This is a genomic window from Rhodococcus sp. YL-1, from assembly GCF_001942025.1.
GTDB classification, from domain to species: Bacteria; Actinomycetota; Actinomycetes; order Mycobacteriales; family Mycobacteriaceae; genus Rhodococcus_F; species Rhodococcus_F qingshengii.
The window spans coordinates 2249112-2275047 of sequence record NZ_CP017299.1; the positions used below are offsets into that span (position 1 = coordinate 2249112).

26 protein-coding genes are annotated in these 25936 nt (G+C 63.5%); 17 read left to right on the top strand and 9 right to left on the bottom strand.

Annotated features, from left to right (window positions below):
* The first annotated feature begins 44 nt into the window (after positions 1–44).
* The gene (locus BH682_RS10510; RefSeq protein WP_075832833.1) at positions 45–1355 is read left to right on the top strand and encodes an HNH endonuclease signature motif containing protein; all 1311 of its coding nucleotides are present in this window, start codon (positions 45–47) and stop codon (positions 1353–1355) included.
* Positions 1356–1464: 109 nt separating this feature from the next.
* Here the strand turns inward: BH682_RS10510 and BH682_RS10515 are convergent, their stop codons facing one another.
* From BH682_RS10515 to BH682_RS10525, 3 genes are read right to left on the bottom strand one after another with little or no spacing between them, the layout of a single operon-like run.
* A complete protein-coding gene (locus BH682_RS10515; protein WP_007731146.1) occupies positions 1465–2106 on the bottom strand; it encodes a Maf family protein in 642 nt (213 codons plus the stop codon).
* Between the two features lie 16 nt (positions 2107–2122).
* On the bottom strand, positions 2123–2464 hold the full coding sequence (locus tag BH682_RS10520) for an acyl-CoA carboxylase subunit epsilon (RefSeq protein WP_007731147.1): 342 nt from the start codon (positions 2462–2464) through the stop codon (positions 2123–2125).
* The gene (locus BH682_RS10525; RefSeq protein WP_003940853.1) at positions 2461–4101 is read right to left on the bottom strand and encodes an acyl-CoA carboxylase subunit beta; all 1641 of its coding nucleotides are present in this window, start codon (positions 4099–4101) and stop codon (positions 2461–2463) included. Before BH682_RS10525 ends, BH682_RS10520 begins: the two co-directional genes overlap by 4 nt.
* Before the next feature lie 115 nt (positions 4102–4216).
* Between BH682_RS10525 and BH682_RS10530 the strand changes: the two genes are divergently transcribed.
* The 5 genes from BH682_RS10530 (at position 4217) to BH682_RS10550 (ending at position 8473) form a co-directional block, all read left to right on the top strand.
* A complete protein-coding gene (locus BH682_RS10530; protein WP_003940755.1) occupies positions 4217–5071 on the top strand; it encodes a biotin--[acetyl-CoA-carboxylase] ligase in 855 nt (284 codons plus the stop codon).
* A gap of 118 nt (positions 5072–5189) precedes the next feature.
* On the top strand, positions 5190–5765 hold the full coding sequence (locus BH682_RS10535) for an HdeD family acid-resistance protein (protein ID WP_007731150.1): 576 nt from the start codon (positions 5190–5192) through the stop codon (positions 5763–5765).
* 74 nt (positions 5766–5839) lie between these two features.
* On the top strand, positions 5840–6406 hold the full coding sequence (locus tag BH682_RS10540; protein ID WP_075832835.1) for a PH domain-containing protein: 567 nt from the start codon (positions 5840–5842) through the stop codon (positions 6404–6406).
* A gap of 37 nt (positions 6407–6443) precedes the next feature.
* A complete protein-coding gene (locus tag BH682_RS10545) occupies positions 6444–7124 on the top strand; it encodes a response regulator transcription factor (protein WP_003940916.1) in 681 nt (226 codons plus the stop codon).
* 26 nt (positions 7125–7150) lie between these two features.
* Positions 7151–8473, top strand: coding sequence for a sensor histidine kinase (locus tag BH682_RS10550; RefSeq protein WP_007731154.1), 1323 nt, complete (start codon positions 7151–7153; stop codon positions 8471–8473).
* Between the two features lie 26 nt (positions 8474–8499).
* Here BH682_RS10550 and BH682_RS10555 read toward each other — a convergent pair whose 3' ends face one another.
* A complete protein-coding gene (locus tag BH682_RS10555; protein WP_063316643.1) occupies positions 8500–9099 on the bottom strand; it encodes a GtrA family protein in 600 nt (199 codons plus the stop codon).
* 191 nt (positions 9100–9290) lie between these two features.
* Between BH682_RS10555 and BH682_RS10560 the strand changes: the two genes are divergently transcribed.
* The 7 genes from BH682_RS10560 to BH682_RS10590 all read left to right on the top strand — a co-directional run bounded on the left by BH682_RS10560 (position 9291) and on the right by BH682_RS10590 (position 16701).
* A complete protein-coding gene (locus BH682_RS10560; RefSeq protein WP_245361607.1) occupies positions 9291–10490 on the top strand; it encodes a 5-(carboxyamino)imidazole ribonucleotide synthase in 1200 nt (399 codons plus the stop codon).
* The gene (purE, locus tag BH682_RS10565) at positions 10474–10986 is read left to right on the top strand and encodes a 5-(carboxyamino)imidazole ribonucleotide mutase (RefSeq protein ID WP_039973205.1); all 513 of its coding nucleotides are present in this window, start codon (positions 10474–10476) and stop codon (positions 10984–10986) included. Before BH682_RS10560 ends, purE begins: the two co-directional genes overlap by 17 nt.
* Positions 10987–10993: 7 nt before the next feature.
* Positions 10994–11371, top strand: a complete 378-nt coding sequence (locus tag BH682_RS10570; protein ID WP_075832837.1) for a hypothetical protein — start codon at positions 10994–10996, stop codon at positions 11369–11371.
* A 35-nt stretch (positions 11372–11406) separates the two neighbouring features.
* Positions 11407–12594, top strand: coding sequence for a sensor histidine kinase (locus tag BH682_RS10575; protein WP_075832839.1), 1188 nt, complete (start codon positions 11407–11409; stop codon positions 12592–12594).
* A gap of 35 nt (positions 12595–12629) precedes the next feature.
* A complete protein-coding gene (locus tag BH682_RS10580) occupies positions 12630–13322 on the top strand; it encodes a response regulator (RefSeq protein WP_003940960.1) in 693 nt (230 codons plus the stop codon).
* Between the two features lie 134 nt (positions 13323–13456).
* A complete protein-coding gene (locus tag BH682_RS10585; RefSeq protein WP_007731166.1) occupies positions 13457–14254 on the top strand; it encodes an ABC transporter ATP-binding protein in 798 nt (265 codons plus the stop codon).
* Positions 14251–16701: an ABC transporter permease gene (locus BH682_RS10590; protein ID WP_075832841.1), complete on the top strand. Its 2451-nt coding sequence runs from the start codon at positions 14251–14253 to the stop codon at positions 16699–16701. Before BH682_RS10585 ends, BH682_RS10590 begins: the two co-directional genes overlap by 4 nt.
* Positions 16702–16704: 3 nt before the next feature.
* On the opposite strand, the gene BH682_RS10595 is transcribed toward BH682_RS10590, so the two are convergent.
* Entirely contained in the window at positions 16705–17418 is a 714-nt protein-coding gene (locus BH682_RS10595; protein ID WP_003940786.1) for a TIGR03089 family protein, read from the bottom strand.
* Positions 17419–17456: 38 nt separating this feature from the next.
* Positions 17457–18989 carry an LCP family protein gene (locus BH682_RS10600; protein WP_269750907.1) on the bottom strand — a complete coding sequence of 511 codons (1533 nt, stop codon included), beginning with the start codon at positions 18987–18989 and terminating at the stop codon, positions 17457–17459.
* A gap of 66 nt (positions 18990–19055) precedes the next feature.
* On the opposite strand from BH682_RS10600, the gene rfbD reads away from it, so the two are divergent.
* The 4 genes from rfbD to BH682_RS10620 are packed head-to-tail and all read left to right on the top strand — an operon-like array spanning position 19056 to position 22735.
* Positions 19056–19895: a dTDP-4-dehydrorhamnose reductase gene (gene rfbD, locus BH682_RS10605; RefSeq protein ID WP_054802243.1), complete on the top strand. Its 840-nt coding sequence runs from the start codon at positions 19056–19058 to the stop codon at positions 19893–19895.
* Between the two features lie 43 nt (positions 19896–19938).
* On the top strand, positions 19939–20853 hold the full coding sequence (locus BH682_RS10610; RefSeq protein ID WP_003940999.1) for a glycosyltransferase family 2 protein: 915 nt from the start codon (positions 19939–19941) through the stop codon (positions 20851–20853).
* Positions 20850–21932: a sugar phosphate nucleotidyltransferase gene (locus BH682_RS10615; RefSeq protein WP_037125580.1), complete on the top strand. Its 1083-nt coding sequence runs from the start codon at positions 20850–20852 to the stop codon at positions 21930–21932. The genes BH682_RS10610 and BH682_RS10615 overlap by 4 nt, the downstream gene beginning before the upstream one ends.
* 32 nt (positions 21933–21964) lie before the next feature.
* Positions 21965–22735, top strand: a complete 771-nt coding sequence (locus BH682_RS10620) for an SGNH/GDSL hydrolase family protein (protein WP_003940765.1) — start codon at positions 21965–21967, stop codon at positions 22733–22735.
* Here the strand turns inward: BH682_RS10620 and BH682_RS10625 are convergent.
* The 3 genes from BH682_RS10625 to cofD are packed head-to-tail and all read right to left on the bottom strand — an operon-like array spanning position 22726 to position 25665.
* A complete protein-coding gene (locus BH682_RS10625) occupies positions 22726–23286 on the bottom strand; it encodes an NUDIX hydrolase (protein ID WP_003940680.1) in 561 nt (186 codons plus the stop codon). The genes BH682_RS10620 and BH682_RS10625 overlap by 10 nt on opposite strands.
* Before the next feature lie 4 nt (positions 23287–23290).
* The gene (locus BH682_RS10630) at positions 23291–24676 is read right to left on the bottom strand and encodes a coenzyme F420-0:L-glutamate ligase (RefSeq protein WP_075832843.1); all 1386 of its coding nucleotides are present in this window, start codon (positions 24674–24676) and stop codon (positions 23291–23293) included.
* Complete coding sequence (cofD, locus tag BH682_RS10635) at positions 24673–25665, bottom strand: 2-phospho-L-lactate transferase (protein ID WP_003940958.1); 993 nt, start codon at positions 25663–25665, stop codon at positions 24673–24675. Before cofD ends, BH682_RS10630 begins: the two co-directional genes overlap by 4 nt.
* Positions 25666–25936: the final 271 nt, after the last annotated feature.

Consider the following 25936-nt stretch of genomic DNA (forward strand, 5'->3'; position numbering starts at 1 on the left):
AACAGGTGTTCGGGTACCCTGTGTGCAGGGGATCGGGGGATTCAATGAGTGTCTTGTTGTCGGACGTGGTGTCTGGTTCTGCGGTGGGGTTACGCGGACGGTTGTGGCAGTTGTCTGCTGCGGAGTTGCGTGCTGCTGCTGTCGAGGCGAGTGCGGAGATTCTGCGCCTCGAGGCGGTTCGTGTGTCTGTGCTGGACGAGTTGTCGTTGCGGCCGGATGATCAGGTGATTGCGAGCCGCGGGGTGGGGTCCTGGTTGGCGGCTAACACGATGCTGCAGGTTCGGGACGGGAAGAAGATCGCCGCGTTGGGTGCGGCTTTGCGGCCGTTTCCGGCGGTGGCTGCTCGGTTCGATGGCGGGGATTGCTCGTTCGATCATGCTGTGTTGATCGTGGCGTTCTGTGAGTCACCGCCGAAGGGGATGCCGGAGGAGGCGCTCCCTCGCTGTATCGATTTGTTGCTCGCTGCTGCGTCGGGTGTGGAGGCCACGACCACGAAGGTGCGGAACGTGATCGCGACGTTGGAGCGGTTGTTCGAATCGGATGAGATTCCGCCCGCTGAAGATGTCGATCTCAATGAGTTGCGGATCGCGTCGACGTTGAACGGTCGGGTGGTGGTGCGTGGTGATTTCGATGCCCTCACCGGGGAAATGTTGTTGTCGGCGTTGTCGAATCTGACGATGCCGACCCCGGCACCGGACGGGACTCCCGATGCCCGGTCGGCGGCGAAGCGGACTGCGGATGGGTTCACCGAACTGATCCGGCGTTATCTCGATTGCGCCAAGACTGGTACCGATGGTGGTCAGCGTCCGCATGTGAATGTTCACATCAATGCTCGTGATTTGGCTGAGCATCGGGATTGTGCCGCACAGTCTTCGGATTCGGGTGATGACGGCTCACTGGAGCTGTCCGATCTTGATGTCGGGCACATGCCCTGGCTGGGACCGCTGTCGGTGTCGCAGACCAGGCTTCTCGGGTGTGATTGTTTCCTGTCGACCGTTCTGCTCGACGATCACGGCGCGCCGCTCGATGCGAAACCAGGGAAGAGGTTGGTGACCGCCGAACAGCGAGTGGCGTTGATTGCCCGAGACAGAGGCTGTGCGTTCCCGGGTTGCACATGTGTACCGGCGTGGACTGATGCGCACCATATCCGGCACTGGGCCAACGGTGGCCCGACGGTGATGAACAATCTGGTCCTGCTGTGCCGTTCGCACCACCGGTTGATGCACCGGAAATCAGGGTTCGTCGGGAAGTGGGCGATTCGGATCGGTGTCGACAACAAGCCGTGGTTCATTCCGCCGCCCTCGATCGACCCCGGACAGCAACCGAGGCCGGCGAACACCACCTTCAAAACCTGAAGGGTCAAACCTTTTCGGTGACAACAAAAACGACCAGCTTCGCATCGGCATGGACCCGATGCGGGGCTGGTCAGTGGTGCTTGGAGAAAACGTGCTTGGAGAAAACGCGTCAGAAGATGCTCTGCGTGCGCCAGAGATCCGAGACGGAAACCCCGACACGCTCGAGAAGTGTTCGTACCAAAGGTAATCCGATACCGATGACACTCGAGGGATCACCCTCGATCCTCTCCACGAACCAGCCGCCGAGACTGTCGAGCGTGAATGCTCCGGCGACTTGGAGCGGCTCGCCCGTTGCCAGGTATGCCTCGAGATCCTCGGTGGACGGTTGCGCGAAATGAACCACTGTTGCGCTGTGATCCGAGGCCATGCGGACGATGCGGCCGTCGGCGACGCGTAGGACACAGTGCCCGGTCAAGAGAGTGGCGCTGCGTCCGGCCATTGCGGCCCATCTCTTTCGGGCGATATCGACGCTGCCCGGCTTGCCTTGAAGTTGCCCGTCGATCAGGAGCATCGAATCGCACCCGACAACGACTACGTCGGTGAGATTGTCGGCGGCGAGGCCGGGGACGATTTCGGCGGCCTTGGCCTCCGCCAGCACCGTCACGACTTTTTCGGGGGCGGCGTCGGGTCCGAGGTTGTCGGCGATCTTGTCCTCGTCGACGCCGGAGACACGCACAAGCGGCGAAACCCCGGCCGCCCGCAGAACTGCGAGGCGAGCCGGGGACGCTGAAGCTAGAACCAGTTGAGTCACGTCAGCAGAGTGATCGTCAGCTGCGACGGATCGCGGGGTTCAGGTACGCGTACGGCGAGAACGGCGCACGCGTGCGGTGGAACTGAGTCGGATCGCCCCAGGTCTCCGCGGGAACGTTCGACTCGGGAGCTTGACCGCTGCCGGCAGCCGCAGCAAGCACGCTGACCAGTGCCGCGATCTCGACGTCCGTGGGCGAACCCTTGACGATCTTGATGACCGACGCGTCGGAGGTCGACGTCTCGGTCAGCTCCGTGAGCGAAGCATCCGTCGCGGTTCCCTCGACGACCGCACCGTTGGTCGGTGCGGTCTCCGCCAGTGCGACATCTTCGCTGAGAATGTCCTCGGTGGTTGCGGTCATAGGGGAATGTTCCCATGCTTCTTGGGCGGAAGGGAAACGGCCTTGCGCTCTAGCAGTCGCAATGCGGAAACGATTTGTCCGCGGGTGTGCGACGGAGGAATGACAGCGTCGACGTATCCGCGCTCAGCGGCGACGTACGGGTTGACGAGGGTGTCCTCGTACTCGTTCTGCAGCTTGAGGCGCAATGCATCGACGTCTTCGCCGTTCTTCGCGGCTTCGAGAAGCTGCTTGCGGTAGACGAATCCGACTGCTCCGGATGCACCCATGACGGCGATCTGAGCGGTCGGCCATGCCAGGTTCACATCGGCGCCCATGTGCTTGGAGCCCATGACGTCGTACGCTCCGCCGTAAGCCTTGCGGGTGATGACCGTGATCTTGCCGACCGTTGCCTCGCCGTACGCGTAGAGGAGCTTCGCGCCGCGACGGATGATGCCGTTGTATTCCTGCTCGGTTCCGGGGAGGAAACCGGGAACGTCGACGAGGGTGATGATCGGGACGTTGAACGCGTCGCAGGTACGCACGAAGCGAGCGGCCTTCTCCGAGGCGTCGATGTCGAGGCAGCCCGCGAACTGGGTGGGCTGGTTGGCGACGATGCCGACCGAGCGTCCGTCGACGCGACCGAAACCGACGATGATGTTCATCGCGCGCTCGGCCTGGACCTCGAGGAACTCGTCGTCGTCGAGGATGCGACGGATGACCTCGTGCATGTCGTACGGCTGGTTGGCCGAGTCCGGGATGAGGGTGTCGAGTTCGATGTCCTCGGCGGTCAGGCTGTCTTCGATCGAACCGACGATGGGGTCGGTGATCTCGCCGCGGGGAGCTGCTGCCTGGTTGTTGGACGGCAGGTAGCTGAGCAGGTCCTTGACGTAGTCGAGGGCATCCTGCTCGCCGGAAGCGACGTAGTGGGCGACTCCGGACTTGACCATGTGGGTGCGAGCACCACCGAGGTCTTCCATCGTGACGTCTTCACCGGTGACTGTCTTGATGACGTCGGGGCCGGTGACGAACATCTGGGAAGTCTCGTCGACCATCACGACGAAGTCGGTCAGTGCGGGGGAGTAGACGTGGCCGCCGGCGGCGGGTCCCATGATCAGTGAGATCTGGGGGATGACACCCGAGGCCTGGACGTTGCGGTGGAAGATCTCGCCGTAGAGGCCGAGCGAGACGACGCCTTCCTGAATGCGCGCGCCTGCACCTTCGTTGATGCCGACGAGGGGGCGCCCGGTGCGGATCGCGAGGTCCATGACCTTGACGATCTTCTCACCGTAGATTTCGCCGAGCGATCCGCCGAAAACGGTGGCGTCCTGTGAGAAGACACAGACGTCGCGGCCGTCGATGGTGCCGTAACCGGTGACGACGCCGTCGCCGACCGGGCGGTTGTCAGCGAGACCGAAGTTCACACTTCGGTGCCGTGCCAGTGCGTCGAGTTCGACGAAGGAGCCCTCGTCGAGGAGGGCGGTGATGCGCTCGCGGGCGGTCAGCTTGCCTTTGGCGTGCACCTTGTCGATGGCGGCTTCGCCGCTCGGTGCCTGCGCCTGGGCTTGGCGATTCCGCAGGTCCGCGAGCTTTCCCGCGGTCGTGTGGATATCGGGTGCGGCCGCCGCCTCCGGCGCGTTCGGCTCTTGGACAGTGGTCATGGACGTGAGCTTAACGAGAGTGCGTGGGGGGCTTCGAAGGCAGGTCCGATTGTCGCTGTCTTGCAGGCTCAAGCTACTGACCAGTACATTCTCGCCGTCGTCATAGGCTGGGGCTATGTGGACCGACTTGAACCGACCGCCCCTCGACGGCAATGCCCTACGACGCGCACTGGTGCGCAGTGACAACGACGACGCGCGCGTTTTCTGGAACCGCCTCGACGTTGTCGAGGAGACCGGTTCGACGAACGCGGATCTCCTTGCGCGAGCGGCAGATCCGGATGCCGACCGTCACGTTCTGATCGCCGAATATCAGGCGAGTGCCCGTGGCCGTCATTCGCGCACGTGGGTGAGTCCGCCGCAAGCGCAGATCTCGATGTCGGTTCTGCTGTCGATGCCCGGAATGAATCTCGCGGACATGGGTTGGCTCCCGCTATTGTCGGGAATCGCGGTCGTCGACGCGCTGCGCAACGTGGCCGAAGTGCCCGCAGAACTCAAGTGGCCGAACGACGTTCTCATCGGTGACAAGAAGGTCGCCGGCATTCTGGCCGAGGTGGCGAGGACGGCGCCCGATCCCGCGGTGGTGGTGGGGATCGGGCTGAACGTGAGCCTCGGCGTCGAGGAGCTGCCCGTCCCGACCGCTACGTCACTGCTGATCGAAGAAGCATCGACTGTCGACCGCGACACTCTCGTTCGCGCAATCGCCCGTGAATTGGCGACGCAATTCCGTGCTTGGGAATCGTCGAAATGGGATACATCTGTGTTGGCTGCCGAATACCGGCAGCGCTGCGGGACGCTGGGCAAACGAGTCCGCGCGGTCTTGCCGGGCGACAAGGAGGTGTTCGGTATCGCGACCGACGTCGACACTTCCGGACGCGTCGTCATCGAAATCGAGGGAACAGATGGGGAGACCTTTGCGGTCGCAGCAGGTGATATCACGCACCTTCGCGCCGCCCCGGTCACCGAATCGTGAACGTTGCCGGATTTTCTGGCACCAAAGTGCTAATTTTTGGCCCGGACCGGTTTTCGAACCAACCGTCCGTCCTTCATTTCACTCAACTGCGGGATTTACCGAGCTGCCTAGGGGCGTCATGACCACACCGATCGTTGTTCCGACCGAAGCCGAGACGGCCGAGAGCGCTCGCCGCGTACTCACCGGCGTGACGGTGCTGCTCGGTGTCCTCACATTGGGCCTGGGTATCGCGGTACTCGCGTGGCCGGATGCCACCCTGTTCGTGGTCGCGGTTGTCATTGCGATCCAGCTGTTCGGATTCGGAATCGTCCAGATCATCCGTTCGTTCGCGGACGTGACGGCTTCGGGTGGAACTCGCACGCTCGTCGCGATCTCCGGCGCGTTGGCAGTGCTCCTCGGATTCCTGGTTCTCCGTAGCCCTCTGCAGACGGTGGTTCTGATCGCATTGGTGATCGGTGCCTGGTGGGTATTCCGTGGCGTTCTCGATCTGGTCGACGCGGCGTCCGGGCACACCGTTGATCGCGGTCTATCGATCGTGCTCGGAGTCATCAGCATCGTCGCGGGTGCAATCGTCCTTCTGCAGCCCGAACTTTCACTCGACGTCTTCCGCATCGTGGTCGGCGTGTGGATGGTGCTGTACGGCATCATCATCGTCGTGACCCCGTTGGTGCTGCGAAAGCTCGCGCAGCCCTGAGCGTTGCCCTGAAGGCGGGTGTGCCTGAAAGTCGGTATGCCTGAAAGTCGGTGCGGGGTGGCAGACTTCCCGTCATGGGATATCCCGAAGACGCCCTCGCTCAGGACGAGGAACTGATACTGCATCGCCATCCTCATTGGAAGATGTTGGTGCTTCCGGCGCTGACGTTCGTGCTTGCGACGGCCGTCGCCGGGTTCTTGTTGGGCCTCGCACAGACGAGATTGGACGGCACGGCTCGCACCGTGTCGTCCATTGCCGTCGGAATCATCTGGCTCGGTGTCGTGGCCTGGCGGTCGGTTGCGCCCTTCACGGTTTGGAAGTTCACGCATTTCATCGTCACCGATCGGCGAGTGCTCATCCGCCACGGAGTGCTCACGCACACGGGTATCGACATTCCCATGGGACGGATCAGCAATGTTCAGTTCCGTCACGGCCTGATCGATCGAATGCTCAAGACCGGAACTCTGGTCATCGCATCTGCCAGTGACGATCCGCTCGAGTTCGACGACATTCCTGACGTCGAGCACGTTCACGCCCTGCTGTATCACCAGGTTTTCGATTCCATGCAGCAGCCACCATCGCAGGCACCGCAGTGGCTGTCAGGTGAAAACGACGACCCGAATGATCGAAATGGCTGGTAATCAACGTGCAAAGGCGTGTTGTCCGTAGTCTGTTCGTGTGACTGCCGTATTGCTAGCCGAAGACGACGAGGCCATTGCTGCACCCCTTTCCCGCGCCTTGGGGCGTGAAGGGTATTCGGTGACGGTCGAACCGACCGGACCCGCTGCGTTGCAGCAGGCGCTCGAAGGTGATTTCGACCTGTTGATTCTCGATCTCGGCCTTCCGGGCATGGACGGCCTCGAGGTCTGCCGACAGATTCGTGCGCATCGCACCTCGCTCGCCGTGCTGATGTTGACCGCCAGGACCGACGAAGTCGACTTCGTGGTCGGGTTGGACGCGGGCGCCGACGACTACGTCAGCAAGCCGTTTCGTCTCGCCGAGTTGATGGCACGTGTGCGAGCACTCCTGCGTCGCCACGGTGGCCGCGAGGACACGATCGTCGAGGTCGGTGGCATCAGGCTCGAGCCCGCGGCACGACGCGTACTCGTCAACGGCTCCGAAATCGCCTTGGCCAACAAGGAATACGAGCTTCTGCGGGTCCTCCTCGAGCACGCCGGGGAAGTGGTCTCGCGCGATACGATCCTTCGTGAGGTGTGGGGCGACGTCGAGCTTCGTGGATCGAAGACGCTCGACATGCACATGTCGTGGCTGCGCCGCAAGATCGGCGACGAGGGCCCCGCCGTGGAACGCAGGATTGCCACCGTCCGCGGTGTCGGTTTCCGAATCAACACCGACTAACTTCTCGAGAATCAGGAACTGCCGGCATGCGGCGTCGCATATTGCAGTCGATTCTCGCTGTCGTGATCATGACGGCGTTGCTGCTGGGGGTTCCGCTGATCTACACGGCGTGGCTCTGGGTGGAGGACGTGACGCGAAGTGATCTCCGGGTGCGCCTCGACCGGATGGCCGCTGAGGTCATCGCGCAAGAGGGGACGAACGGACTCGTCGAAGGTGCGTTGAACACCGATTCGCTCAAGGTTCTCACCCCGAACGACGGGCGCCTCGTCGTCGTGTATCCGACCGTCGTCGACGGCGCCGCACGCGTCGACGTCGGTGAGGCGACGGTCAAGAACGCACTCGTCGAATCGCTCGCGATGGGAACGTCCGGCTCGTTGCGTCTCGAGGTGCCGTCGGAGAACCTGCGCACCCAGCAGAAGCAGGCGGTGATGGCTGTCGGCGTGCTCGTGCTTCTGTCCATCACGGCAGGCACCGTGGTTGCTGTGGTCACTGCGCGTCGGCTGGCCGATCCGCTGCAGGATGTGGCCGACCGGGCGGCGCGCCTCGCCGAAGGCGACTTCCGGCCGGATCCTCGTCGGCACGACATCCCCGAACTCGACCGCGTGTCCGACGTCCTCGATGCGGCAACCGTGGAGATTTCGGTGCGGCTGCAACGAGAGCGCGCGCTGGTTGCGGACGTCTCGCATCAACTGCGCAGTCGACTGACTGCAGTGCGGCTGCGCCTGGACGAGTTGTCCGTTCACGAAGATCCTGACGTCGTGAACGAGGCCGAGGAAGCCATGGCGCAAGTGGACAGGCTCACCGACGGAATCGACGACCTGATTCGCTCGTCGCGCACCAGTGGGTCATCGGCGAGTCTGGTGTCGGTAGTCGGCGAGCTGGAACAGGTGACTCGCGACTGGCAGGCTCAGTTCGACGGAGAGGGACGCAGGCTGCGACTACGCGGCGATCGCACGGTGATGGCTGCGACCACAGGTTCGCGTCTGCGTGAAGCTGTTTCCGTTCTGGTCGACAATTCGTTCGAACACGGTGAAGGCACGTGCACGGTGTCGGTGCGTTTGATCGACGGTACGGGTCGCAGTTCGTCTCGCCGTGACTCGATGGTGTGCGTCGAGGTCACCGACGAAGGCTCCGGTGTGGAGAACGATCTGGCGCCGCACATCTTCGACAGAGGATTTTCGGGGGCGGGGTCCACCGGCGTCGGGTTGGCGCTCGCACGTGCACTGATCGAAGCCGACGGGGGCCGCCTGGAACTGCAGAGGCGTAAGCCTGCCTTGTTCGCCGTCTTCCTGCCGGTGGCCAACACGGCGCCGACCGCGGACGTCGTTCCGCACCGCGAACCGCGCTGACCGAAAGGTCGGCGCAGACGGAAAACTCAGGAGTGCCCGAGCTCCTCTTCGGCGTCAGGAATTACCGGCTCAGGCGCTGTGGTTCCGGATAACGCTGTGGTTTCGGACAATCCTGTGGTGTCGGACAGCTCGAGCGGTTCCGGATTCTCGTCGGGAAACACGAACTTGCGGAAGGCCCAGAATCGGAACGCCATCTGCAGCAGGTTGCCGATGACATATGCACTGATGAAGTCGGCGATGTTCTCCGTCGCCAGGCTGACTTCGGGTACGCGCAGGTTGAAGACGTAACTGGAGATGTACAGCGGGATGAAGCTGATGACGACACCGATGGCGCTGATGATGAAGAACAGCGCAGCTTCGTGCGCTGGTTCACGGCCACCACGGTTCTTGAACGACCACTCGCGGTTGAGAATGTACGACGCGATCACCGCGACGACGCCGGCGATGATCTTGGCCGTGATCGGCTTGGATTCGAGGATCGACAGCTTGAGTGTGTAGAAGATGCCCGAGTCGATGAGGAAGGTCGTTCCGCCGACGATCGCGAATTTGATCAGCTCGCTGTGACGCAGAGCGATGTCACGAAACGGTTGGGGTATGCGGGCAATGACCCCGTCGACAAATGGCACAACAGATGAGTTTACGAAACGAAACCGCGTTACCACCAATTTGCCGCGGATTCATCAGCAGAATCACAGATTGGGAACGCTGAATGAACGGGTGAACGCGGCACATGACAACATAGAGAGCCGTGACCGGCAACAACGATCCCGCGCAGATCCCCGCCCGCCCGACCACCCCTCGACCGGCAAAAGCATCCATGCCCGTCGTCACCATGATCGGTGGCGGACAGTTGGCCAGGATGACTCACCAGGCGGCGGTGGCCCTGGGCCAGACGCTCCGAGTGCTCTCCGGGACTTCGGACGAGCCGGCAGCTCAGGTCAGCCCCGACGTCGTGCTCGGCAGCCACACCGACCTCGACGCTCTTCGACGCGCAGCGGTCGGTTCCAACGCGTTGACGTTCGACCACGAGCACGTGCCCACGGAGCATCTCGAGGTTCTTGTTGCCGAAGGCGTGAACGTTCAGCCGCCGCCGCAGGCTCTGATCTTCGCTCAGGACAAACTTCTGATGCGTCGCAAACTTGCCGAACTGGGCGCGCCCGTACCTGCGTACGCCGAAGTGACGTGGGCAGAAGACGTCGTGCGTTTCGGTGCGCAACACGGTTGGCCGCTTGTCATCAAGGCAACTCGCGGAGGCTACGACGGCCGCGGAGTCTGGATCACCGACGATCAGGACGAAGCAGAGGCCATTGTCACCGAGCAGCTGGACAAGGGTGTTCCGCTGATCGTCGAGGAAATGGTCTCGATGCGTCGGGAACTGTCCGCCATGGTCGCGCGGTCGCCGTTCGGCCAGGGCGCTACGTGGCCGGTCGTCGAGACCGTTCAGCGCAACGGCCAGTGCGCCGTCGTGATCGCACCTGCTCCCGCCCTTTCGAGTGCCGTTGCCGAGGAAGCCGAACAATTGGCGTTGCGCATCGCGTCCGAGCTCGGTGTTGTCGGCTCGATGGCCGTCGAACTCTTCGAGACGACTGACGGCACTCTCGTGGTCAACGAGCTGGCCATGCGCCCGCACAACTCCGGTCACTGGACGATGGACGGCGCACGCACCTCTCAGTTCGAACAGCATCTGCGTGCAGTTCTCGACTACCCGCTCGGCGACACCTCGCCGATCGCGCCGGTCACCGTGATGGCCAACGTTCTCGGTGCGCCGGAAGCTCCCGAGATGACGATGGACGAGCGCGTCCATCACCTGTTCGCGCGGATGCCTGACGCGAAGATCCACCTGTACGGCAAGGGTGAGCGCAAGGATCGCAAGATCGGACACGTCAACATCGTGGGCGGCGCCGGATCCATCGACGATCCGAATTACGTTGCCGCAGTTCGGGAACGCGCCGAGCGTGCAGCACATTGGCTTTCGTACGCAGTTTGGACCGACGGATGGGATGTACACGGTGAGTGAGAGCGCGCAGGTCGGCCTGATCATGGGCAGCGATTCGGATTGGCCGACCATGGAAGCTGCAGCCGAAGCTTTGGCCGAGTTCGGTATCCGCTTCGAGGTCGGTGTCGTCTCGGCGCACCGCACGCCTCAGCGGATGCTCGACTACGCCAAGGAAGCTTCCGGCCGCGGAATCAAGGTCATCATCGCCGGTGCCGGTGGCGCCGCGCATCTTCCGGGCATGGTTGCCTCGGCCACGCCGTTGCCCGTCATCGGTGTTCCGGTGCCGCTCAAGTACCTCGACGGTATGGATTCGCTGCTCTCGATCGTGCAGATGCCGGCCGGCGTCCCGGTGGCGACGGTCTCGATCGGTGGCGCTCGCAACGCCGGTCTGCTGGCTGCTCGGATTCTCGGTGCTTCGGATCCCGCACTGCAGCAGCGGATGGTGGCGTTCCAGGAGAGCCTCGAGTCGATGGTGCTCGACAAGGACAAGGCGCTCCGCGAAAAACTGCTGGGCTGATCTTCTCGTGTGTGCACGACGCGGGCTGCCGCTGATCCGAGCGAGTCGGGGCAGCGCGCAGTCCGCGTTCGTCACACGCGTCGCCCTGCTGTACGCCAGGATTCTCGGCGCGGACATCCGCTTCGACGACGAGTCCGGGATCTTCGTCGCTTCCGGGCTGCTCAGCGGGTTCGCCAGAGGGGGAACAACTCTCGGTGGTGTGTATCTCACGCGGCGGAACACGACTCGATCCGTCCTTCGTCACGAGGCCGTTCATGCAGACCAATGGGCCAGGTACGGAATCATATTCGGGTTGTTGTACCTGCGTGAGGAACTGCGTCATCGCGGGCCGCGCAACCGCTTCGAAATCGAGGCCGGTCTCGAAGACGGCGGTTACCGCACCTGAGTGAAAGCTCGTCAGTAAAAGCTACTCTTGGCGGCATGGCTCGTTTTCCGACTAGTGAGCGCTTCGTCCGTTGGAGCGCGGATCATGCTCGCGGTGTGGACATCTGCATTGCGACGGTTGCCGCACTGTTCAGCGTTGTCGTGGCGGTCGAGGCGAGTCCGCTGGCGGTGTTCATCTCGCTGGGTATGACCGTTCCGTTGGCGTGGCGACGCTCGCGCCCCGAACTCTCCGGCATGGTGATCGCAGGGTTCGCAGTTCTACACGTGATCTTCATCGGCAACACACTGCTCGCATCGGCCGTTGTCGTCCCCATCTCCCTGTACGCGCTGGCCGCCTATGGTGCTCGGTGGAGTTCACTCACCGGGCTGGTGCTCGCGTTGCTCGGCTCGATTGCCGGGACTGTTCGATACTTCGGCTACGACGGAATCCCGATGTCCTCGCAGGTCATGCAGTCCGTGGCCGTCATGATCTTCATGCTCGCGGTCTGGGCGTTCGGTGATTTGCGTCGAGTTCGTACCAAACAATTGGAAGGTCTGACCGAGCGCGCACGGTTGCTCGAACTCGAGCGTGCGCAGGAAGCGGAAATCGCGACGATCAGCGAACGCTCGAGGATTGCGCGCGAGATGCACGACATCGTCGCGCATTCGTTGACCGTTGTCATCGCTCAGGCCGACGGTGGACGCTACAGCGCGGCCAAGGATCCTCAGGCTGCAATTCAGGCACTCGAAACAATTGCCTCCACCGGCCGCCAAGCGTTGACCGACATGCGATCGCTGCTGTCCGTCCTGCGTGAGGACACGCCCCGTGATTTCTCGGTGATCCCGGGCGCCGGCGACATCGACAGTCTCTTCCACGAGTTACGCAGCAGCGGACTCGACATCGCCGTCAGCGTGACCGGGGAACCACGCGAACTCTCTGCGGGTGCGGGGTTGACGGCGTATCGCATCGTGCAGGAATCGCTGACGAACGTTCTCAAACATGCGGGGCCTGGAGCACAGGCGAGCGTCGAGATGACATGGGCTGAAACCGAACTCGTTCTCGGTATCACCGACGACGGACGAGGCGGCAGCGCCGCGCTGGTCGAATCGTCACCAGGCGGACAGGGACTGATCGGAATGGCCGAGCGAGCCAAGCTGCACGGAGGCAAAGTGACCGCCGGACCGAAATCAGGCGGCGGATACAGCGTCCGGGCCGTCTTGCCGTACGAACGAACGTCTGGGTAGGTCTTGAAACGTCCGAAGGTCTTAAGGTGAGTGGCATGGACGAACACGTGGCTCCGATCGCAGTGGCACTGATCGACGATCAGCAGCTGGTCCGCGCAGGTTTTCGAATGGTCATCGACTCACAGCCGGATCTGTCGGTGGTTGTCGAGGCTTCGGACGGTCAGCAGGCGCTGACCGAGTTGGCCGCCCGTCATGTCGACGTCGTTCTGATGGATGTCCAGATGCCGAAGATGGACGGCATCGAGGCGACTCGTCGGCTCCTGGCCGACCCCGATGCGCCGAAGGTCGTGGTGCTCACCACCTTCGACAACGACGAGTACGTGATGTCGGCTATCCGGGCGGGCGCCAGTGGTTTCCTGCTCAAGGACGTGCCACCGGAGCAGTTGCTCGACGCCATCCGCACCGTGCACCGCGGGGACGCGGTGATCGAAGCCCGGGCCACTCGGCGACTGCTTCAGCACGTCGGGCCACTTCTGGAAGGCTCGGCGCCCGAAGCGCAGTTGCCCGAAGAGTTGACGCCGCGCGAGGTCGAGGTGCTCGAAGCCATGGCGTACGGGCTGTCGAATTCGGAGATCGCTGCGAAATTCCACGTCTCCGAGACGACAGTGAAAACCCATGTCGGACGGGTTCTTTCAAAGACTCATTCTCGTGATCGTGTACAGGCAGTCGTCTTCGCCTTCCAGATCGGACTTGTCCGGCGCGCAGATCTCCTCGGCACCGAGGGCTGACACGCCGCCCTGTCCAGTCCTACCCCGGGATGACACCGGGCTCTCCAAGATCGCCCCGCACTCCGACGCGGAGACCACTTGCGCTGCAATAACGTCGATTCCGTCATAGCGAGAAGCTTTACGGAGGGCAAAAAATGCATGCGCACACCACGACGGAACCAGCCGCAGTGCCGGCGATCACTGCCCGCGGTGTCACCAAGGTGTACGGCACCGGTGAGACCACGGTTCACGCGCTCGGCGGAGTCGATGTGGACTTCGGTCGCGAGCGGTTCACCGCGATCATGGGCCCGTCCGGCTCCGGAAAGTCGACGCTCATGCACTGCCTGGCCGGACTCGACACGGTCTCGGGTGGGCAGGTTTTCCTGGGCGACACCGAAGTCACGAAACTCGGCGACACGGAGCTCACCGAACTGCGACGCGAGCGGATCGGATTCGTCTTCCAAGCGTTCAACCTGCTACCGGTGCTCACTGCTCGGGAGAACATGCTGCTGCCGATGAAGCTGGCAGGTAGTGAGCCCTCGTCCGAGTGGATGGACGAGGTGATCGGAAAGCTGGGCCTGTCGCAGCGCCTCGACCACCTGCCGCACGAGTTGTCCGGCGGTCAGCAGCAACGTGTAGCTGTCGCCCGTGCATTACTGCCCCAGCCCGACGTGATCTTTGCCGACGAGCCTACCGGCAACCTGGATTCCCGTTCCGGGACAGAGGTTCTGGGACTCTTGCGCACCAGTGTCCGGGAGACCGGTCAGACGGTCGTGATGGTGACACACGATCCGGTGGCGGCGTCGTACGCGGATCGAGTCGTGTTGATCGCGGACGGGCGTATAGCCGGAGAGATCGACCATCCCACCGTCGACTCGGTGATCGGTGCCATGCGAGCTCTCGGTGCCGACGACCTGGCCGATGTTCCTGCAGTTTCGGGTGCACTGCGATGAGAGGTCTGGCTTTTGCGCAGGCGCGGGCACATGCCGGGCGCTATGTGGCGTCGATACTCGCGGTGGTGATCGCCGTCGGATACATCGTCGCGACTTTGACCTTGAGCTCGACGGTCGACGCGAGTGTGAGCAAATCACTTGCGACGCAATACGAAACCACAGATGTCGTCGCGTCCGGTCCAGGCGTGACAGAAGCACTGCTGAGCGCGGTGCCGGGCGTCTCGGCGGTGGCCGACGACGTGTCGACCTATGTTCGTGTCGACTCCGAGGCAAAGGGCGCGTCCTACGGGGATGCGCTCTCGATTGCCGACAATCCCGAATTGCGTTGGGAGAAGGTGTCGGAGGGATCGATTCCGGCCGGTCTGGGGCAGGTGTTGGTGAGCGCGGACTCCGGGATACCGATCGGTGCCCGAATCACAGTCACGGCACGGGATTCGACGGTCGGTGCCGCCGCACCCACCGCGGAGGTAGTCGGACTGGTCGACCTCTCCGGTTCGGCGCAACGACTGGGCGGGATCAAGATATTCACCACCGCCGAGCAGGTGAGCGCGTGGGCCGGTGACAGTGCCGAACGTGAGTTCCGTGTCGCCGGTGACGGTTCACGCTCTCAGCAAGAACTCGTGGATTCGATCTCGAGCGCGTTGCCCGCGGACTCCACCGTGCTGACCGGCGAAGAAGCCACAGACAACGCCGCAGCCGAATACATGGGCGGCACCAAGATCCTCAGCACGGTGTTGCTCGCCTTCGGCGCCATCGCCGTTGTTGTTGCCGCGCTGGTGATCGCCAATACATTTGCCGTGCTGCTCGCGGCGCGCACTCAGGAACTTGCGTTGCTGCGATGCGTCGGCGCCACGGCCAAACAGGTTCGCCGGAGCATTCGCAGTGAAGCCGCGGCGGTCGGCGTGATCGCCTCGGTGATCGGCGTCGGACTCGGTGTCGGACTTGCCTGGGCAATCGGTCGCGTAGCAACGGCCGCAGATGTGCCGGTTCCTCTTTCGTCACTGAGCGTCACCCCGGTGACCGTGCTCGTCGGTCTTGCCGTCGGCATCGTGATGACGATGCTCGCTGCATCTGCGCCCGGGCGGGCGGCAACGAGGCTCTCCCCGCTGGCAGCACTGCAGCCGATGGAGTCCAAGCCCGAGAGCGTTCAGGTATCGGTGGTGCGCCGGGTTCTCGGCGTCGTGACCCTGCTCGCGGGCATCGCGATGACCGTCCTGGGAGTGACGAATCAGCAGGTGCCGGCCGCAACCGCCGGTGGATTGTTCTCGTTCCTGGGGATCGCGGCACTGTCCGGTCGAATCGTGCCTGCACTGATCAATGCGGCCGGCGGAGTGTTGGCGAGACTGATCGGTCCGGTGGGAAGCCTGGCAGCAGGCAACGCCGGTAGGAACCCACGCCGCACCTCGGCGACGGCCACCGCATTGTTGATCGGTGTTGCCTTGACGAGCACGCTCGTCGTGGGAATCGCGACGGTCAAGGAAGCCGCACCCGCGGCGATGGACAGTCAATTCCCCGTCGACGTCATGGTGAGCAGTTCAGGTTCGGCACCGCTTCCCGCAGGGTTGGGCACAGACATCGCCGCGGTCAACGGTGTCGGCGCGGTGAGCGGTCTGGACAAGGCCGAACTGACGATCGACGGGCGCGGTTCGTTGGCCGGATTCGGCGTCGACGCTGCGCGGGTGAAAGATGTTCTGCGTACCGAGATCTCGGTACCCGCGGCCGGTCAGTTGGTGCTCTCGCCCGCTGACCTGACCGAATACAAGCTCTCGGCGGGCGATACGGCGACGGTGCGTGGGGATCGCGGCGTCGTGAACGTCAGCGTGGTCGAGGGCGTGAAAGGTCAACCAGCACTACTGGATCGAGGCGATCTCGGTGCAGCGGCCACCGCGCCGACCACCGATTCGTACTGGGTAAGGCTGGGGACGGATACTGACGAACAGGCTTTGGCCGCCACCGACCGCATCACGGAACTGGCACGCCAGGAAGCGCCGGGCAGCGATGTTCAGGGCATGACCGAGATGCGTTCAGCTCTCGATTCGATCCTCGACACCATGCTCATGGTGGTTGCCGGATTGCTGTCGGTAGCGGTGTTGATCGCTTTGATCGGCGTCGGAAACACCATGGCACTGTCCGTTCTCGAACGGCGCCGCGAATCCGGACTGCTTCGCGCACTCGGACTGACCAAGAAGGGAATTCGAGCCATGTTGATCTGGGAAGCGCTGCTCGTGGCAGGAGTCGCATCGGTGATCGGAGTGCTGTTCGGGATGGTGTTCGGTGCAGCCGGTACCGCATCGGTATTCGGGATCGAGGACGTCGCCCTCAGCGCAGTGCCGTGGGTGCAGTTGGTAGCCATCGTGTTGATCGGCGGAATCTGCGGTGTGATCGCGTCACTGCTCCCCGCTAGGCGGGCGGGGCTGGTGTCACCGGTAACAGCTCTCGCGAGCTAGCGTTCAGAACTGTTTCGTGACCTTCTCGGTGCCCACTCGGCGCGCGGTAGCTTCCGCGTCCGGGTGGGCCACCTGCACGAGTGAGGCGCCCGCGGCGAGAACTGCCAGAAGCCCGTCGATCAATTCGTCTGCCGTGTCCCACGTGCGACTGGAGAGGACACGATCCGTCGACACCAATTCGACGTTCTTCGCCGATGCCCGTGCCGCGTCGATCGTGTCCGCTACGGACCGGCCTTCCAGCGCCGAACCGGCTCCGGCGCTACGGAACTGGTCGCCGTGCACACGGATGGAGGTTGCGTAGTCGGCGACGCCGAGCGGAAGATCGCTCAAACCTTTGCCGAACGCGTCGAGGGAGAGTGCGGCTACTTCCGGTACGTCCGCAACATCGTCCAGTCGGTCGGCAGTGACAAAAGCCAGTTCGGCGTCGGCGTCGGGGGAGAGGACCACCTCACCGCCTGCCCACCACACACCCAGCAAGACGGCGACGCTCTGCCAGTGCGCGGGAAGCAGCACGGCAACTTTGCCGCCGGGCTCGAGAGCGAACTCGTCGCGAACCATGTTCGCTGTCTTTGCCGCCCAGTTGGCCAGAGTGCTCGCAGACAATTCGATGCGCTCGCCGGTGGCGTCGTCGTAGTAGGTCACGCGAGGGCCGGCCGGGTCGGCAGCCAGGATCGGTCCGAGGAGGGCGTCGGTCAGGTTGTCTACAGGCGAAGGCACGTCGTCAGCTTACGCAGCCGTTCAGTTCACACAATTTTTCAGTTGACACAGCGCGGGCCGTTGGAGGCCGCGTCGATCGGCGGGCCGGGAGGGGCGGGAGTGGGGCTGGTCTCGGTGGTGCTCGACGATTCAGTCGTGCTTGTCGCTCCTTCGGACGGGGATACCGCGTCCGCGGACTGCGGGCCGCTGTAGTCCTCGTCAATGACAACCCGAACCTTGCCCGAGGACAATGACGAATCCGCCTTGACCGTCAGACCGCCGAGTGCCTCGGCGACCGCGAGTGCTGCGTCGTCGTCCGCGGACTTTGCGAACACCGTCGATTCGGTGACGTCGGAGCCGGTGTTGTTGCCGACCTGACCCTGCTTGTACCCGAGGGCACTCAACGCTTCGGAAACCCCGCTGGCCAACCCTGCGATGTCACTGGCGTTTGCGACGTCGACCGTGATCGAGGACGCATTCACCGTGGTCGGTGCTTCGGAGGTCTCCTCCGAGTCCTCGCTGTCGGCGCCGACCAATCCCGCGATGTACTTCTTGACGGCCTTGGGATCGACCTTGACGATGGACTCGCCGTAATCGGTCATGCCGTTGATGTCGAGAACGGGAATTGTCTCGAATTGCACCTTGCCGCCAGCCAGATTCTGCAACTGCTTGGCGAACTCGATGATGTCCCAGTCGTCGTCGATCACGACGGAACGCTGGACAGCCGAGGTCAGCTGACTGAGCTTGCCGGGGTCACTGAGGGTTTTTGCGCTGAGTACCTTGCTGACGAGAGAAGCCATGAACACCTGCTGGCGAACGATCCGGTCCAGGTCGCCGCGAGGAAGGTCGTGTCGTTGTCGCACGAAGCTCAGCGCGTCGGCGCCGTCGAGTGTCTGTTTCCCGGCCGCGAAATTGGCTCCGGACATCGGTTCGTCTACCGGCGCGTTGAGGCACACGTCGACTCCGCCCACTGCGTTGGTCAGCAGGACGAATCCGAGTAGTCCGACTTCGGCGTAGTGATCGACGGTGATGCCGGTCAGATTCGCCACCGCTCCGATGAGCGCGGTCCGGCCGGCTTCCGTCGACTTCTTGTCTGCATCGCTGTCGGACGACCCGTTGTTGACCAACTTCAGTCGCTCGGTTTCCTTGGTGGCACCGAACGCGGCGTTGATCTTCGACATACCGATACCCGGGACGTTGACGTACGCGTCGCGGGGAATCGAGATCGCGGTCGCGGAACTCCCGTCGTTGGGGACGCGGATCAAGATGATGGTGTCGGTATTGGACGCAACTTCCTCACCTGCGCGCAACGAGTCGAGCTCGCTTTGTGAGAGCGGGTTGCCGTGCGCGTCCGTTCGACTGTCCGTTCCCACCATCAGAATGTCGATTGCTCCGTCCTTGCCGCCACCGAGGCCGAGTCCGCTGGCAGTGGCAAGGCTGTTTCTCAACGAGTCCACACCCCGCCATGCGAACCCGGTGACCAGCAGTACGAGCACGGACAGCACCGCGACCGCTATGCGAGCCGGGCTCGTCTTGGTCCGAATCGGCGCAGGTCGTGGACGCGCGCGGCGCTGCGGTTGCTGGTGGGACACTCCTTCAGGTTACTGGTCCGATGCTCGGCCGCGGGTACCTCGACGCGGCGTGCCAGACTCAACCGTGTGACGAATATCCTGCTCACCGGCGCCCGAGGGCAGCTCGGAACACGTATCGATGCTCTCGCAACGTCGGCGGGTCACACTGTGACGGCCGTCGGTTCCCGCGAGCTCGACATCACCGACAGCCGCGCGGTTGACGACTTCGTCTCGCCTGATTCGGTGCTGATCAACTGCGCTGCGTACACGGCCGTCGATGCTGCCGAGACCGACCAGGAGGCGGCGAGGGCGGTCAACGAGATCGGACCGCGGAATCTCGCGCAAGCCTGTGCGCGGGCGGGTTCGCGGTTGATCCACGTTTCGACGGACTACGTCTTTCCGGGCGATGCAAGCTCGCCATACGACGTCGATGCACCGACCGGTCCCGCGACGGTCTACGGCCGAACCAAACTGGACGGCGAGATCGCTGTTCGAGAGTCGGGGGCTGACGCGGCCGTTGTCCGCACCGCGTGGGTGTATTCCGGTGTCGGCACGGATTTTGTCGCCACGATGAGAAGGCTCGAAGCCGAACGCGAATTCGTGAACGTCGTGGACGACCAGATCGGGTCACCCACGTACAGCGTCGATCTGGCCGGCGGCATCGTCGAACTCGCGCTGCTGGACTTCACGGGTGCGTCGACATTCCACGTGACGAACGGCGGGCAAGCAAGTTGGTACGAGTTGGCGCGAGCTGTTTTCGAGGAGATCGGAGCAGACCCTGCTCGGGTGCGCCCGTGCAGTAGTGCGGAGTTCGTACGCCCTGCCCCGCGCCCGGCATATTCGGTCTTGTCCGAGCGCGCGTGGGTTACCGCGGGAATGACGCCGCTGCGTCCGTGGCGAGAGGCTCTGCACGCCGCTCTGGCGTGAGCATTGTTCGGGACAGTGGCCGCGGACGGCTAGGCTGACCGGCGTGAGTCCCAAGCTGGCCGTGGTAACGGTGACCTACTCGCCAGGCGAGCATCTCGAGAATTTCTTGAGCACGCTCGCTGTGGCGACGACAGAAAAACCCCAGGTCATCATGGCCGACAATGGGTCGACCGATGGTGCCCCCGAGGCCGCCGATGCCAAGTACGAGCATGTCCGTCTGCTTCGAACCGGCGGAAACATCGGGTACGGGGGAGCGATAAATCGGGCTGTAGCGGAGATCGATTCGTCGATCGAATTCGTCGTGATTTCCAACCCGGACGTCCAATGGGCACCCGGTTCACTCGACGAATTGGTGGCTGCGGCAAATCGGTGGCCAAGGGCCGGTGCACTGGGGCCGAAGGTCCTCGAACCGGACGGCAGTGTCTATCCGTCGGCGCGAACGGTGCCCGACATCACCTCGGGCGTCGGGCACGCGTTGCTCGGTACCGTATGGCCGAAGAACCCGTGGACTGCTCGTTACCGTCAGGAGAACGAGGCCGTCACCGAGCGTGCAGTGGGGTGGCTTTCCGGGTCGTGCCTGCTGGTGCGACGCGACGCCTTCGACACCATCTCAGGTTTCGACTCTCGTTACTTCATGTACATGGAGGACGTGGACTTCGGTGACCGCCTCGGAAAAGCCGGGTGGCTCAACGTATTCGTCCCCTCGGCCGTCGTCACCCATGCCAAAGGCCATGCGGCAGGACGTCATCCGGAACTGATGTTGCCTGCCCATCATCGCAGTGCGTACCAGTTCCAGGCTGATCGCCATCCGCACTGGTGGCAGGCTCCGCTACGACTTGCCTTGCGCGGTGGCCTCGCGGTGCGATCCAAGATCGCCGTAGCTTCTGCAGTTCGCGAGCGCGCTCGCACCGACAACTCGACCGACAACCCATCAGTTTCGAACCACGGGGGAAAATGATGTCCGATCCGAATCCGACCGACGCCGTAATCCTGGTAGGCGGCAAAGGCACTCGGCTGCGTCCGCTGACGCTGTCGGCACCCAAGCCGATGCTTCCGACCGCCGGCCTGCCGTTCCTGACGCACCTGCTCGCCCGCATCGAGGCAGCCGGAATCAAGCACGTCGTGCTCGGAACGTCCTTCAAGGCAGAGGTATTCGAGGACTACTTCGGCGACGGCTCCAAGATGGGCCTCGAGATCGACTACGTCTTCGAGACCGAACCGCTGGGCACCGGTGGCGGAATCCGCAACGTTCTGCCGAAGTTGCGCGGTGACAACGTCATGGTGTTCAACGGCGACGTGCTCGGTGGCACCGATCTGAACGGCATTCTCGAGACCCACGAGAAGACGGACGCCGACGTGACCCTGCATCTGGTTCGTGTGGGAGACCCGCGAGCATTCGGTTGTGTTCCGACCGACGAGGACGGACGAGTCTCGGCATTCCTGGAGAAGACTCAGGATCCGCCGACGGATCAGATCAACGCCGGCTGCTACGTCTTCAAGCGCGAGATCATCGAACAGATCCCCGAAGGACGACCGGTATCGGTCGAGCGCGAGGTGTTCCCGAATCTCCTGGCCGAGGGCAAGCGGGTGTTCGGCCACGTCGACTCGTCGTACTGGCGTGACATGGGAACCCCCGAGGACTTCGTTCGCGGTTCCGCCGACCTGGTGCGAGGTATCGCACCTTCGCCGGCTCTCGAAGGTCCGCGCGGCGAGTCGCTGGTTCACCCCGGGGCCGGAATCGCGCCGGGCGCTGTTCTGATCGGCGGCACGGTTGTCGGTCGAGGCGCAGAAGTTGGTGCAGGCGCTCGCCTCGACGGTGCAATTCTCTTCGACGGCGCCGTTGTGGAAGCCGGGGCGGTGGTCGAACGATCGATCCTCGGATTCGGCGTCCGTATCGGACCCCGAGCGCTGGTCCGCGACGCTGTCATCGGCGACGGCGCGGACATCGGTGCGCGGTGTGAATTGTTGCGCGGCGCACGCGTGTGGCCGGGGGTGACGCTGCCGGACGGTGGCGTGCGCTTCAGCACAGATGTGTGATCGTTAGCTGACCTACTGGAATACTGGCGGGTATGACTTCTCTTCCGAGCCGTTACGTTGCCCTCGGTGACTCGTTCACCGAGGGCGTCGGCGACGCCGACGAACGATTCCCCAACGGTCTGCGCGGGTGGGCAGACCGAGTGGCCGAGCAGCTGGCGGTGAACAATCCCGACTTCCGCTACGCCAACCTGGCGATTCGTGGTCGCCTACTCGGACCGATCATCGACGAGCAGTTGGAACCCGCTCTGGCGTTGAAGCCCGATCTGGTGACCATCTACGCCGGCGGAAACGACATGATGCGTCCGAAGCTCGACATCGATGCGATGGTCGCCCGCTACGATTCGGCAATCGGTCAGCTCACTGCATCCGGTGCTCGGGTTCTGATGTTCACCGCGTACGACACCGGATGGTCCGCCTTCTTCGGCAAGCTCCGCGGACGTCTGGCGATCTACAACGAGCTTGTTCGCGAGGTGGCGGACCGCCACGACGCGACCCTCGTCGACTTCTGGCGATTCTCCGAATATCAAGACCTTCGGATGTGGGACTGGGATCGCCTCCACATGTCGCCCTCCGGGCACGAGAACATGGCGACGCGTGTGCTCGACGTGCTCGGCGTCGAACACGGATTGACCCCGCCCGATCTCGGGCCTGCGCCGGTCCTCACGAAAGCCGAAACTCGTCGCGAGGATCGTCAATGGGCGCGAGAGTTCTTGGTGCCGTGGGTAGCTCGGCGCGTGAAGGGAACATCGTCGGGCGACGGAGTGAGCGCCAAGCAGCCCCAGCTTTCTCCGATTCAGTCCTGATTCTTGCGCTGACGGGCGAGCGCGACCAGGTGGTCGATGGTCTCGCGTTCCGCTGTAGGTGGGAGCGCGTCCACCGGCCACCATCTGAGGTCGGTGGACTCTGCGCTGCGGACGATATGTGAATTGTCCGGCGCCACAACAAGAAACCGTAGATCGAGATGGCGAGTCGGTACTCCGAGTGAGCACGTGATCGGATGCGTGTGGGCGGAGAGTAGGTCCGCGTCTATCCGAACGTCGTGAATTCCGGACTCCTCGCGAGCTTCCCGCAATGCCGCATCTACCACCGTCTCGTCGTCGGGCTCGCAGTGGCCGCCGAGCTGAATCCACCTGCCCACCTTGGGATGCAGGGTCAGCAAGACGTGGCAGCCACTCTCGTCGAGAACGAGAGACGACGCGGTGATGTGTCCCGGTGCGTGGCGACGAAGGCAGCCGTCCGGAGCCGAATCGAGGAACGCGAGCATCGTGTGCCTCAATGATTCGTCCGCTTCGGAGGACGTCTCCCAGCCCTCCAGGACGCCCTTGGCGGAGGCGTGCAGCGATTCGGCTGACATGGACCTACAGCTCCACCAACGCGTCCCCGGGGGCGGAGACAGAGCGCGGAGTCAGTGGTTCGAGGGGGTGCCCGATTGCGATGGCACCGAGTGGCTGCCAATCCGCCGGGAGATCGAGTTGTTCGCGTACGAGATCGGCGGCGAAGATCGTCGATCCGATCCAGCAGCTTCCCACGCCGCGGGTGGCCAACGAGACCAGCAGTCCCTGCACTGCCGCGCCGGCGGCGACCGTGAACATCGTCGACTCCGCCGCGGTTCGTCTGGCATCCGGATAACTGTGTGCGCCATCGGGCACGCAGAAGGGAATGACGACCTCGGGGGCGTCGAACAGGATGTTTCCGCGGGCAACCCGGGCCTCGACGGATTCGTCACTGCGACCGTCGGCGCGAAGATCGGCGGCCCACTTCTCGCGCATCTGCTCGAGAAGAGCCGTGCGGACCGACTCCGTGCGTAGCCACACGAATCGAACCGGTCTCGTGTGGTGCGGTGCGGGAGCGGTGAGTGCCTCGGCGATCGAGCTGCGAATGATCTCCGCGTCGACGGGATCACTTACGAACTGTCGGACCGATCGACGCAACAGCAGCGCCTGGCCACGGCCCATCGCCGTAGCTTCCTCGGTGCCCAGCCAGAACAGATCGTCCGGGCCGCGGCGAATCAGATCCTGGCCACTCGAACCGTCGTCCTCGAACCGAAGCCCACGAACGACGGCGACGGGAACGCCGCCCAGCTTGCCCTTGACCAAGTCGCCCGCAGCGGCGATTTCGTCCGCGATCGCGATCTCGGTGACGATCAGATCGTTGCCCTGATTGTCCTGTGCTCCGAGGTAGCCGTGCAGGACCGGAATGCCGGAGGAACCGATTGCGGCGTCGGTCTGCCCGTTGCGCCACGCACGACCCATCGTGTCGGTGACGACGACGGCGACGGACTTGCCCGTGCTCTCGAGAATTCGGGCGCGCAGACCCGCAGCGCTCGCATCCGGATCCACGGGGAGCAGCGCCAATTCGGCACCGTCGACGTTGGAGCCGTCGATGCCCGATGCGGCCTGCACGATTCCGAGTTTGTTCTCGGTGATCAGAGTGCGGCCCTTGCGTGCCACGACGCGGACGGCTTCCTGATCCACCAGGAGGCGTCGTGCCGCGTCGCGCTCTTCCGGATCGGTCGGTGAGGAAACGATGCGACCCTCGACTTTGGAGAACACCTTGCTCGTGACGACAACGACGTCGCCGCTCTCGAGCCACGGCGTCGCGTCGACGACAGCGGTGGCCAAGTCGTCTCCGGGCCGGAACTCGGGAAGCCCGAGCACGGGAATGACTTCGATTGCGGCGCCGGGGGAGTGATCACCGGGAGAGTGATTTCTGTCGCGGCTTGCTTCGGTTCCGGGCTCGGTCACAGTTCGACTCCGGCGATCTCGAAAGCCGTGCGAACCATTTTCGCGGTCTCTTCGGGGGACGTCATCAAAAGTGGGATGCTTCGCACGTCCACCCCGTCGATGTCGGCCGTGTCACCTTCGTCGACGAGCCAGCCGTCGAGAATACCGTTGATCGAACGAGCTCCGTAGTGGCGACCGATCGCCTCCGAAGTCGTCTCGACCCCGATCACCTCGAGGCACTCGTCAGCCATGCCGCGCAACGGTTTTCCGCCGATGACGGGGGAGAGGCCGACAACCTTGGCCGCGGTTGTTCGCAGGGCACCGCGAATGCCGGGCACCGCGAGGATCGCGCCGACGCTCACGACGGGATTGGACGGTGCGATCAGCACGATGTCGGCACCGTCGATCGCCTCGACCACCCCTGGCGCGGGCTTGGCCTGCTCGGCGCCGACGTGAGCGAAGCTGTGCGTTTCCACCTGTGCCCGATGGCGTACCCACCACTCCTGGAAATGAATCGCCTTCTGCTCACCGTCTTCCGGATCGGTGATCACGACGTGTGTTTCGCTGCGGTCGTCGCTGACGGGAAGCAGTGCGACACCGGGATTCCAGCGATTGCACAACGCTTCGGTGATCGCGGACAACGGATATCCCGTGCGGAGCATCTGGCTGCGAATCAAATGCGTTGCGATATCGCGATCTCCGAGGCCGAACCAGTCCGGCTTCGCGCCGTACGCGGCGAGTTCTTCTTTCGCATTCCAGGTTTCGCCGGCGTGCCCCCACCCGCGTTCGGTGTCGATGCCGCCGCCGAGTGTGTACATACAAGTGTCCAGATCGGGGCAGATGCGCAGACCGTGCATCCACACGTCGTCCCCGACGTTGACGACGGCCGTGATGCGATGTGGGCCTTCGTATTTCTCGAGGGATTCACCACCGGCGATTCCGAGCGCGTTTTGAACACCTTGAAGGAAACGGGCCCCGCCGACGCCGCCAACCAATACAGTCACGTTCACGACAACAGAGCCTAGGCGGTCGGCGCGTCGTCGTGTCTGGCGGGCAGAAGGTCCCGTCAATTGAGGGCCGGAATACTAATGGATTCATCTCGTTTAGCTTGACCGCGACACGCTGGACGTGTGTAATCTCAAATGTGTCATTCCAACCGCTACTTGTGAGTTCACTTGCAGCGGGGCCGGTTTCGAACACAGTTTCGAACGGTCGACGGGGTGGGGTTGAAGATGGAGTGAAAATTCTGCGCTATTACAGGTGAGGAGGCGGAACGATGCC